The sequence below is a fragment of the Bartonella australis AUST/NH1 genome (genome assembly GCF_000341355.1).
Classification (GTDB): Bacteria; Pseudomonadota; Alphaproteobacteria; order Rhizobiales; family Rhizobiaceae; genus Bartonella; species Bartonella australis.
Genome location: NC_020300.1, coordinates 111,520 through 123,729, shown reverse-complemented (window position 1 = coordinate 123,729; position 12,210 = coordinate 111,520). Strand labels below are relative to the sequence as shown.

Genomic DNA, 12,210 nt, shown 5'->3' with positions numbered 1-12,210 from the left:
TTTTTTAATAAACGACCGGTGCCGCAATAATAACATTAAATAGCGCATTTAGACAAAGTCCTCCGCCCCGATAAAATAGGATCGATAATTGTTGCTGTACCGAGCTCCTCCGATATTGTGCTAAGAATTGATATGGATAATACCTGGCTATTACCAGAATATCGGCAGACTTCGTTATTTCATAAAAGATACCGCTACATTTATGCCCATTCCTCCATCAAGATCAAACTCAGCCCCGCGTATAGCGTTTTAGATACGCTTTATGGCCCGCTGTTTCGTGTGATAAAGCCCCACCCATATTAGCACCTTAACCTACGATAAAACCGTCCCACCGGTTTTATCAGCAAATTCTCTAAAGTTGTGGTTCTCATAAAATAACTGTATCGGTGATACACAATTTACCTGCAGTAAATAACAACCGGATATCGTACCAATTGACCATCTTTTAATTTTTTATCAATCATCCGGCATATATCCACTAAAGTGCTTTCATAATCGCGCACCACTCCTGCAATCGCATCAGCGCTTATCAATGCACCATACAGGCAGGAAAATAATTTTCCTCATTACGCTTTGGTAGCAACAGCGAAAAATATTCCTAATGCGGCGTTTTTTTTTTGCAAAGGCAACGAATATTAAGAATCCGGCGCGATAAACTAACTTAACGTTAACAACAGAAGAATTTTGGCACTCAATAACGATTCTAGCGGCAGTAACAAATTTCTAACTTGCTTTCCGCAATCAACCAAAATCGCCTTACTCCATTTTCTACGAACAGAAGAAATACACCCAGCTATATTACACCTGTTTCCCCTTTTCTTTTCGCACATACAATCTGTTTTGACACTCGACGGACAAGATTACGAACTATGCATTACAGATGTAACGGGATTGTCTGGAATTCAAATCACGCTCATAAGCTTCTAAATCATAAATATATTTTTCAGCAACACCACTTTCCATGGCCGCTTTTGCCACCGCCATTGATATGACCGTAAGCAAACGTGGATCAAATGGAACGGGGATGATATAGTTAGGACCGAATTTCATATGATTTCCACGATAAGCTTCCGCTACGCAATCCGGCACTTCCTTACGCGCTAAATCGGCAAGAGCCTTTACTGCCGCAATTTTCATGCTGTCATTGATAGCGGTCGCACGTACATCAAGTGCACCACGAAATATATACGGAAAACAAAGAACATTATTGATCTGGTTAGGATAATCTGATCGGCCTGTCGCTACGATGGCATCGTCACGTACTTGCCTCACTTCTTCCGGTGTAATTTCTGGATCAGGATTGGCCATAGCAAAAATAATCGGCTGCTGCGCCATTGATTTCACCATTTCATACGTCAACGCACCTTTAGCTGAAACTCCAAAAAACACGTCAGCCTCTTCCATTGCTTCAGCGAGAGTGCGTTTATGCGTTTTAGTAGCATGAGCAGACTTCCACTGGTTCATCCCCTCTTCGCGACCTTCATAAATAATACCTTTAGTGTCACATAATAGAATATTTTCAGGACGAAAACCCATTGCCTTGATAAGTTGAATACAAGCAATTCCTGCCGAACCAGCGCCATTACAAACTAACCGTGTATTTTTTATATCGCGCCCAGTTAAATGCAAAGCATTTATTAATCCGGCAGCAGCAGTAATTGCCGTTCCGTGCTGATCATCATGAAAAACTGGAATATGCATTATCTCACGTAAGCGATTTTCGATGATAAAACATTCAGGCGCTTTTATATCTTCCAGATTAATACCACCAAAAGATGGTTCTAGATGACGCACCAAACTTATAAAACTCTCCGTATCATCGGTATCAATTTCCAAATCAATTGAATCAATATCCGCAAAACGTTTAAAGAGCGCCGCTTTGCCTTCCATTACCGGCTTAGATGCTAATGCACCTAAATTGCCTAAACCCAAAATAGCGGTTCCATTTGATATAACAGCAACAAGATTACCTTTTGCTGTATATTCGTAAACTAGAGATGGATCTCGAGCAATTTCCTTGACAGGAACGGCAACCCCTGGCGAATAAGCGAGAGCTAAATCACGCTGAGTTGTCATAGATTTTGTTGGAATAACTTCAAGCTTGCCGGGTCGGCCATTACTGTGAAAATCGAGGGCTTCTTGTTCGTTTGCGTCATAAACTACTTTATGCTTTTTCTGATCCTGCTCACTTTTTTTCATCTCACTTATTTTCCCCAAGAACGATATAAATTTTGCTCGATAATGAGTGCAATTATTTGATTCACATGCTAGAAATCGTTACGCTTACCCTGCCCTACTCAGATTATCATGTATTTCAGTTCAGAGATAATGAAGACACACATTTAAGTAAACAAAAAAGGGTAAAAAGCCTATATTTTAAGGAAAAAGACGCGCAAAAATGAAAAAAGAGACTGAAAGCAATACTCATTTAGTTCAACAATCCATAGCACCACCCCGTACCCAGCCAGAGCGCCTTACTCCTATGATGGAGCAGTATATAGAGATCAAAGCAGTTAATAGCGATTCTCTCCTCTTTTATCGTATGGGTGATTTCTATGAATTATTCTTTAATGACGCAGTCGAAGCTGCTCAAGCTTTGGGAATTACGCTCACAACACGCGGCAAACATTTAGGCGAAGATATTCCTATGTGTGGAGTTCCTGTTCACGCTGCAGACGATTATTTGCAAAAACTTATCGCCCGTGGCTACCGTGTTGCTGTATGTGAACAAACAGAGGATCCGACCGAAGCAAAAAAACGTGGTTCAAAATCGGTTGTTCAGCGAAATGTCGTCCGCCTTGTCACACCCGGGACCATTACAGAAGAAAAACTCCTTGATCCAGCGCGTGCAAATTATCTTATGACACTTTCCCGCATCAAAACCAGTGATAAAGAAGAATTTGCCTTTTCTTGGATTGATATTTCCACTGGCATATTTCGTGTCGCAGAAAGTCGCCATGAAAATCTTTTGACAGACATTATGCGCGTAGATCCACAAGAAATAATTGTAATTGACTCATTTTTCTACGACAAATCCCAAAAAGCGCTTTTTAATATTCTTGGTCCCATCGTCTCACCTCAACCAGCTAGTCTTTTTGACGTAATCACTGCTAAGCGGGATATTTGCAATTATTTTAAACTATCAACCCTTGAAGGCATCTCTGATTATTCGCGCTCTGAACTTTCAGCAATTGCCGCTGCCATTCGTTATATCGAAAAAACACAAATTACTCATCGTCCCCCTCTTATGCGACCCGAGCGTCAAAATGAAAGCGCCACTCTCTTCATTGATGCAGCCACTAGACTTAGCCTTGAACTCATCCGAACCACATCCGGCCAACGTGATGGAAGCTTGCTAAAGGCCATTGACCGCACTGTTACAGGAGGAGGATCACGTCTTCTTGTTGATCGCTTAATTACCCCCTTAACAGTTCCTGCTGCCATTAATAAACGCCTCGATTCAATCGACTTTTTTATGCGCAACACCTCCCTTGCAGAATCTATCAAACTGATTTTAAAGGGGGGACCAGATATGCCGCGTGCAGTTTCACGCTTAGCTCTTGGCCGGGGAGGACCACGTGATATAGGAGCTATTCTGTGCGGTTTTAATATCATCAACACGCTTAATCAGCTCCTTAGCAATCAATTGCTTCCTCAAGAAATAAGTGATGTACAAAAAGCGCTTTCACATCTACCTACTGCTTTACATTTTCGTTTAGAACAAGCATTAGCTGATGATCTCCCACTTCTCAAACGCGATGGTAATTTTATTCGTCTCAATTATCATAAAGAACTGGATGAAATGCGCTGTTTACGCGATGAATCACGCCGTATTATCGCTAAACTTCAAGCACAATATGCACAAGAAACAGACGTCAAAACACTTAAAATCAAGCATAACAACATTTTAGGCTATTTTATTGAGGTAACAGCTTCTCAAGCATCCGCTCTTACTAATAGTCCTGAAGCGAAAGCACGTTTTATTCATCGACAAACAATGGCAAATGCCATGCGCTTCACCACAACAGAGCTTGCCGAACTTGAGAGTCGTATTGCCCATGCAGCAAATAATGCCATAACGCTCGAGCTAGAAATCTTTGATGAGCTCGTTAACGAAATTACTACACAAATTGATTTCATTCGCGGAGCAGCTGAAGCGCTTTCTGTTTTGGATGTATCCGTCGCTTTAGCCCACTTAGCCGAAGAACAAGGATATTGTCGTCCCAAAATTGACGATTCACTTACATTTCATATCATCGCGGGACGCCACCCTGTAGTAGAGCAAGCATTGCGAAAACAAACAGATAAACCGTTTGTGGCTAATGACTGCGACCTTTCAGCGCAACAAAAACAACAATATGCGGCAATTTGGCTATTAACAGGCCCGAATATGGGGGGAAAATCAACTTTTTTACGACAAAATGCTCTCATTACTATTATGGCGCAAATGGGCTCATTTGTTCCAGCTTCTTCCGCCCATATCGGCGTTGTCGATCGCTTATTCAGCCGCGTTGGTGCCTCAGACGATCTTGCACGGGGACGCTCGACTTTTATGATGGAAATGGTCGAAACAGCAACGATTCTTAATCACGCTAGCGACCATTCTCTCGTTATCCTTGATGAAATTGGACGAGGTACATCCACTTTTGATGGACTTTCAATCGCTTGGGCAGCGGTTGAATACCTTCATGAAGTAAACCGCTGTCGCGCCATTCTTGCCACACATTTCCACGAAATGACAGTACTTACCGAAAAGCTTAATCGTCTTCATAATGTGACGATGAAAGTCAAAAATTGGGAAGGTGACGTCGTCTTCCTCCATGAAGTCACTAAAGGAGTCGCTGATCGATCTTACGGAGTGCAAGTTGCGAAGCTTGCTGGACTTCCTGAAACGGTTATCGCCCGTGCTACAAACGTTCTGGATCAATTAGAACAAGGCGAAATGGCTAAAAAAGGCAAGAAATTAATTGATGACTTACCACTGTTTACCCTTAAAGAAACATCTTTTGCGAATAAAAAAACAAATGAATGTTGTGCAATTAAAGAAGCTCTTAAAGTTATTCATCCTGACAATCTCTCCCCTAAAGCTGCTTTAGAAGAACTTTACCGTCTTAAGCAACTCGAAAAAGGATAACCGCTTTATAACAAGTTGAAGAGAGGGCCGTGGTGTATATGAGCTATATTCTCAAGAGTGATTTGCCCGGATCTGTTTCTTCATTGATTTCCTCCACATAAAAATATCTGTTGCTTTTTTTTTCAAATAGTTACAACGTCACCGACTTAACTCATCGTTCAGTGGTCACGCTTATGATTTAATAGCGGCATTACAGCAATTTTCTGCTCTTGAAGGATGCCTCCCCTTTTCAGCAAAAATCAAAACGTGCATTTACTCACGACCTATGGTTTTGTTCATTTTGTTAGCTGCGCTTCAGTTATCCCCATTTTCCCACAACAAGCACAGTATATCTATGACATACTCTAAGGCAACTTACCGTGTCCTATACAATTGACGTAAAAATAGGAAAATCCGCACAGTTTGCAAATCGCACAACTCCCTCTTTATCTCTGCCCTAAAAACCTCTCCAAGTTGTCTCCCGAAACATTTCAAACCAATTTTTTCAGTTTGAAATTTTACAAAGAAAGTCGCGGAAAATCCTCTAAAACTAGATTCTTCCCTCAATCAGATATCGCGAACTGCGCCCTTAGCAGCAGAAGTAGTCATGGCCGCGTAGGCTTTAAGGGCCTTTGAAACTTTACGTTTACGTTCCTCAATTGGTTTCCAAGCCGCACTTCCCTTTGCGTCCATTTTGTTACGACGATGCATAATCTCAGTGCCACCTATCATTAAATGAATAGTGCGATTAGGGATATCGATTTCTATTATATCTCCCTCTTCCACCAAAGCAATTGTGCCTCCTTCAGCAGCCTCTGGCGAAATATGGCCGATAGAAAGCCCTGAAGATCCTCCTGAAAAGCGGCCATCTGTCACAAGTGCACAAACCTCACCTAATCCTTTCGATTTGAGGTAGCTTGTTGGGTAAAGCATTTCTTGCATTCCAGGCCCACCACGCGGGCCTTCGTAACGAATTAAAACGATATCTCCTGGTTTAATTTTATTGGTCAAAATCGCTGAAACTGCTGAATCCTGGCTTTCAAAAATCCTCGTAGGACCTTTAAAGGTTAAATTTGGCTGATCAACACCAGCTGTTTTTACAATACAACCATCTTCAGCAAGATTCCCATAAAGAACTGCTAACCCCCCATCTTTTGAATAAGCATGCTCAATATCGCGGATCACGCCCTTTTCGCGATCAAGGTCGAGGGCCTCATAACGGTGTACCTGGCTAAAAGCTGTTTGTGTTGGAACGCCTCCTGGTGCCGCACGGTAAAATTTATGAATAGTAGATTCTTCAGTCTGTTTTATGTTCCACTCGCAAAGAGCCTCTTTCATTGTTTTTGCATGAACAGTATAAGCGGACGTATCGATAAGTCCAGCTGCAGCTAATTCACCTAAGAGTCCCATGACACCGCCAGCTCGATGAACATCCTCCATATGCACATTAGAGACAGCAGGTGCAACTTTGCACAAAACGGGAACACGGCGTGAAAGATAATCAATATCGGTCATAGTGAAATCTACCTCTCCTTCCCGCGCCGCAGCTAAAAGATGCAGCACAGTATTGGTTGATCCACCCATGGAGATATCCAAAGTCATTGCATTTTCAAAAGCCTTACGCGAAGCAATAGAACGCGGCAAAACTGTCTCATCGTCTTTTTCGTAATAACGCTTGGCCAGCGTAACAATACGCCGACCAGCTTCCTCAAATAGCAGTCGACGATCTACATGCGTGGCTAACATTGATCCATTTCCGGGAAGAGCAAGCCCCAATGCTTCAGTAAGGCAATTCATAGAATTAGCAGTAAACATCCCTGAACAAGAACCGCACGTAGGACACGCGGCACGCTCCATTTCAGAAACTTCTTCCTCTGAATTATGATTATCGGCCGCTGCGATCATTGAATCAACTAAATCAACGGCAATATCTTGGCCTTTCCATTTAATTTTTCCTGCCTCCATAGGGCCACCGGAAACAAAAATTGTTGGAATATTTAACCGCAAGGAAGCCATTAACATACCGGGCGTAATTTTGTCGCAATTGGAAATACAAATAAGAGCGTCTGCGCAATGGGCATTGACCATATATTCGACGGAATCCGCAATGAGCTCACGAGAAGGCAAAGAATAAAGCATTCCATCATGCCCCATAGCAATCCCATCATCGACAGCAATAGTGTTAAATTCTTTTGCAACACCACCAGAAGCGACTATCTCTTGCGCAACTAAATGCCCGAGATCTTTTAAATGTACATGCCCCGGAACAAATTGTGTAAAGGAATTCGCAATTGCGATGATAGGCTTACCAAAATCGGCATCTTTCATTCCGGTCGCACGCCAAAGACCGCGTGCTCCTGCCATGTTGCGCCCATGAGTCGATGTTCTTGAACGGTAGGAAGGCATTATCTTTTTCCTTGAATATTTTTTCTCTTTTGCGCTGAAACGTGACTAAAAAGGCACAATTCGGGGGAAAAAACATATTTTAAGTGTAGGCGACCCAAAACAGACACGCCACGAGCATCATTGAAAAAATCTTGGAAAAACCACCCCAACCACTGCAATATCCCCCAATTATTGTATAAATCCTACCCTTGAATATCTGCGCCTCTTAAAAAACGCAACCTTCTTGGTGGAGCTAAGCGGGATCGAACCGCTGACCTCTTGCATGCCATGCAAGCGCTCTCCCAGCTGAGCTATAGCCCCACGAAAGATAGACCAATCTCTCCCAAAAGAAGATAAACAATCTGGGGGGAATTCTTAAAGTGAGAAAAACCGAAGATCAAGAAAAATTTATATTTAATAACGGAGTACCATCGAAAAACAGTGGATTCACTGTTTCCTTTAGAAAAGAAATGATAGGTAAAAATAGTAAATATGTTGTGAATTTATTGGCATTAGGTATACAAGAAATAAGGTGCGTTAAACACACCTTATTTCGCCAAACTCAGTGAAAAATAGGGTTGAATATTCTTTTTTTCACTTAATTTTAAGCCAAATATCGAAAGTGGAACTACAATGGATGAGAAACTCAAAGACCTCATTAAGCGTATTAAATATGCTAACACTCATTTAAAAACAAGTATAGAAACCGAAACAATGAGTGAGTTCAAACCAAGCCTACCTATTACATCTGAAAATGTAATTAAGATTAGCAGAGAATTTGAAAAATGGCAGGTAAAAAAGCGTTTTCTGCAAAAAAGAGAAAATTTTGCCGTAAAAATATTTCATTTTAATAATAAAATTAATAATAATATAAGAAACGAAACTTTTAATTTCAATTACTTACCAAAAGATGAAGAACAATTAAAAATCTTCGAAAAATATCTGAATAAACTCAATAACAACATAAAAACTGAAGACGGAAAAATCGTCCTATCAGATAATTTTACCCAAATAAAAGATAGCATCATAAGGGATATGTTAAAAAGAAGATATATTTCCGAGAAAGATACATTCAGCAAATATGATACCTTGGATAAACTTGTTCAAAAAAGTTTTTCTAAAATAGCAAGCTTACACAGAAGTATTTTAGAGTTAAAATCGGAAGATAACTTGATTCCTGAGCATTACTTCCCTGAATTTAAGTTAAAATACCATCGTAAGTTTATAGACACAGCAAAAAATATGAGGTTCAATAAATTAGCTGAATGGATCAAAGAAATGGGTCCTTACATGAGCTACTACTTATATATCAAACAATTTGAAATAGGTGATTTTTATACCGATTTTCTAGAGGGGTTAGATGATAGTGAAATAATAAATAATATAGCAAGGAAACTGTCATGTGTTTCTGAACCTAGTCGTGACAAAGATTTTTCAATAAAAGAATATGATGAAGAAATAAAAAAATTCGTTAAAACATTACACGATCAATGAAAAAGATTGAATTTATTAACCGTTATACCTTCGATTTCGAAGCTACCACATCAGAACCCGTATGCGCTTATATGGTATCAATTGTAAATATAGAGGACCCTTCAAATGCAACCATATTCACAATTGACGACGGTGACCCCGTTGAATTACTCCTAAAATTCATAAAAAAATCAAAGAAAAACTCTAAATTCTATGCCCATAATTTAAGTTATGATTATGCAATTATCAGAGCATGGTGTCATTTTAACCCTGAAAATGAGTATATACCGTCATTCAAAGATTTCATACTACCAAACCGAAAAATTTTAAAGTCAACCTTAAATTTCAAATATAAACCCATCCACCTTATCGATTCGTATCCTTTATTCTTAGCACCTTTAAATAAGGTAATGGGGGCATTCACACCTCTAAAAAAAGGTGAAACACCGTTATATGAAAAATTAGATGATGTCGTCGTTACACAGGAAGACAAAGATTATCGTTTAAACGACTCAATAGGACTCGCCATTGCTTTTAAAAAAGACTGGAATTCGGTCATAATAAATTAGCTAAAGGATACGGCCCCCCTTAAGCGTCGTCATCGCTAGAAACGCCACCACCGAGAATATCAGTGACATCATCATCTTCATCGCCTTCGTCGTGAGATAAAAATGTATCATCGTCATCTCCAAGGCCTACATCGCTGTCTTCTAAATCAGGTAAATCATCATCTTTAGAATCATCGGCATCGCCTTCAAGCAACATAAAGGCAGACTTTTCAAGCGCTGTATCAAGCTCTTCAGTGTCCACTTCTTCTTCGCTGTCAGCTTCAGCCGCAGCAACTTCAAAATAAGAACGCGGATAAGAAAGCCCTGTATAAGGCGACACAATGGGGTCGCGATTAAGATCGTAAAATTTCTTTCCCGTTTCCGGGTCAACCCGTTTGGTTCCAAGTTCCTGTTTTGCCATGGACCGTGCCTCTTTAGGTTAGTTATAATTTCATAAAAACGAATTTTACGGTGCTTAAGCGAAAAGTGAAGCATTTGTCAAAGATAAATACACTATTCTACACGGATTTTCTCATGACGTTTCTCAAAATATATGGTAAAGAGCCCCTAAATTTCGCAAAATTCAGATAAGGTTGGTAAAGCTTCTATGGGAAAAGCAATACCTGCAATAGCCTACAAATCCGTAAATCTTTCCGGAACAATCAAAATACCGGGCGATAAATTAATTTCTCATCAGTCACTCATATTAGGGGGATTAGCAAATGGTGAGACACATATCCGCGGACTCCTTGAAAATGATGATGTTCTGTGTACAGCTGTTGCCATGCAAGCTATGGGAGCAAATATTCGCAAAAAAGACGACCTATGGATTATCCGTGGAACCGGTAATGGCTGCTTATTACAAGCGCAAATGCCTTTAAATTTTAGCAATGCTGGGACAGGTGCTTGCCTAGTCATGGGAATGGTTGGTTCTTATCACATGAAAACAACTTTTATCGGCAGTGCTGCTCTATCCAAGCGTTCAATGAGATGCATTCTTGATCCGCTACGTTTAATGGGCACTGAAATCGAGGCAACTTCCGGCAATTACCTTCCATTGACACTCTATGGTCCCCGAATGGCTGGACCAATTTGCTGTCGTATTCCGACAGCTTCTGCCCAGGTTAAATCTGCGATTCTTTTCGCTGGTCTCAATACCGCCGGTACAACAACCGTTATCGAGCCATCCCTTACACGAAACCACACAGAAAAAATGCTAAAATGGTTCGGTGCTGAACTTGATATCGAAACAGATAAAAAAGGCACGCGTTTCATTCATCTGGACGGTCAGCCACATCTTACAGGGCAAATCATTGATATTCCGGGCGATCCGTCTTCTGCAGCTTTTCCTCTTATCGCCGCCCTTCTTGTAGAAAATTCTGATATTATCATCGAAAATGTTCTTATAAATGACTCCAGGGCAGGTCTCATAAAAACATTGTGGGAAATGGGAGCCGAAATTAAATTTTTAAACCAGCGCCGAACAGGCGAAGAAAATGTTGCTGATCTGCGCGTCAAGTCGTCGATGCTAAAAGGTGTGACCGTGCCTAAAGAACGAACTGCATCAATGATTGATGAATACCCTGCTTTAGCGGTAGCAGCGGCCTTCGCTGAAGGCAGAACGACTATGCTGGGAATTAAAGAATTGCATGCCAAAGAATTAGGCCGACTTTCTGCTGTTGCACGAGGATTAAAAATTAATCATGTAGATTATAAAGAGGGTGCAGACTTCCTTATTATTCAAGGAAAAGGCTCGGGCAAGGGTTTAGGCGGTGGGCATGTCATGACACATCTTGATCACCGAATAGCGATGTGTTTTCTCATCTTTGGTTTAGCATCAGAAAAACCGGTCACCGTCGATGATAAGCGGATGATCGCCACAAGCTTTCCAGAATTCATCCCCTTAATGCGCCAACTAGGAGGTAAAATTCATTGAAACCTTTTATCATCGCAATTGATGGTCCAGCAGCCTCTGGCAAAGGGACTTTAGCGCGCAAAATCGCCGCCCATTACGGTCTTCATTATTTAGACACCGGTCTCACTTATCGCCATGTTGCCTACGCGCTTTTACAACAAAAATTGGCCCTCAGTGATGAAACAAATGCCATAGCCCACGCTGAAAAGCTTGATATTAATACTTTAAATTCATCTCTTCTAGCCTCCCATGAAATTGGCGAAGCAGCTTCAAAAATAGCAGTCATACCAGCTGTTCGCGAAATTCTTGTCGCAAAACAACGCGCCTTTGCTAAATTTTTGCCAGGCAGCGTTCTTGATGGCCGTGATATTGGCACTATTGTCTGCCCTGATGCAAATATAAAGCTTTATGTTTTAGCCGACGCTCAAACGCGCGCGCGGCGTCGTTATAAGGAGATTTTTGAAAAAGGAATACAAGCAGATTATAACAAAATTCTCGCTGATCTTGAACAGCGCGACGCGCGCGATACGACCCGCGAACAGAGCCCTTTAAAACCAGCAAAAGACGCCCTCTTGCTTGATACGTCAGAATTGAGTATAGAAGCAGCATTAGCGGCTGCTTATGCCTTTATTGATCCTGTCATAAAAGCTTACGCCGTGAAGTGAATCATCATAAGGTGGCTTCTAGCCCGGCGCTGATTTCTCCTTCTATACTGAAGAGAAAAGGTACGAAGTTGCCCTGTATCAACACTAACCCAGCGCTTGTACCTTTTGCAA

Annotated in this window: 7 protein-coding genes, 1 tRNA gene and 1 pseudogene; 5 read left to right on the top strand and 4 right to left on the bottom strand. The window is 41.1% G+C overall.

Features of this window, described 5'->3' with window-relative positions:
- Positions 1-807 precede the first annotated feature (807 nt).
- Positions 808-2,199: pseudogene (locus tag BANH1_RS00550) on the bottom strand (malic enzyme-like NAD(P)-binding protein); the annotation flags it as partial.
- 199 nt (positions 2,200-2,398) lie between these two features.
- Between BANH1_RS00550 and mutS the strand changes: the two are divergent.
- Positions 2,399-5,134 carry a DNA mismatch repair protein MutS gene (gene mutS, locus BANH1_RS00545; protein WP_015397505.1) on the top strand — a complete coding sequence of 912 codons (2,736 nt, stop codon included), beginning with the start codon at positions 2,399-2,401 and terminating at the stop codon, positions 5,132-5,134.
- A 546-nt stretch (positions 5,135-5,680) separates the two neighbouring features.
- Here mutS and ilvD read toward each other — a convergent pair.
- Complete coding sequence (gene ilvD, locus BANH1_RS00540; RefSeq protein WP_015397504.1) at positions 5,681-7,519, bottom strand: dihydroxy-acid dehydratase; 1,839 nt, start codon at positions 7,517-7,519, stop codon at positions 5,681-5,683.
- A 224-nt stretch (positions 7,520-7,743) separates the two neighbouring features.
- Positions 7,744-7,819: transfer RNA gene (locus BANH1_RS00535), tRNA-Ala, on the bottom strand.
- 312 nt (positions 7,820-8,131) lie between these two features.
- On the opposite strand from BANH1_RS00535, the gene BANH1_RS00525 reads away from it, so the two are divergent.
- Positions 8,132-8,992: a hypothetical protein gene (locus tag BANH1_RS00525; protein WP_015397503.1), complete on the top strand. Its 861-nt coding sequence runs from the start codon at positions 8,132-8,134 to the stop codon at positions 8,990-8,992.
- On the top strand, positions 8,989-9,540 hold the full coding sequence (locus BANH1_RS00520; RefSeq protein ID WP_015397502.1) for a DNA polymerase: 552 nt from the start codon (positions 8,989-8,991) through the stop codon (positions 9,538-9,540). The genes BANH1_RS00525 and BANH1_RS00520 overlap by 4 nt, the downstream gene beginning before the upstream one ends.
- Positions 9,541-9,559: 19 nt before the next feature.
- On the opposite strand, the gene BANH1_RS00515 is transcribed toward BANH1_RS00520, so the two are convergent.
- Entirely contained in the window at positions 9,560-9,940 is a 381-nt protein-coding gene (locus BANH1_RS00515) for a TIGR02300 family protein (RefSeq protein WP_015397501.1), read from the bottom strand.
- A 186-nt stretch (positions 9,941-10,126) separates the two neighbouring features.
- Between BANH1_RS00515 and aroA the strand changes: the two genes are divergently transcribed.
- On the top strand, positions 10,127-11,455 hold the full coding sequence (gene aroA / locus BANH1_RS00510) for a 3-phosphoshikimate 1-carboxyvinyltransferase (protein ID WP_015397500.1): 1,329 nt from the start codon (positions 10,127-10,129) through the stop codon (positions 11,453-11,455).
- Positions 11,452-12,099, top strand: coding sequence for a (d)CMP kinase (gene cmk / locus BANH1_RS00505; RefSeq protein ID WP_015397499.1), 648 nt, complete (start codon positions 11,452-11,454; stop codon positions 12,097-12,099). Before aroA ends, cmk begins: the two co-directional genes overlap by 4 nt.
- Positions 12,100-12,210: the final 111 nt, after the last annotated feature.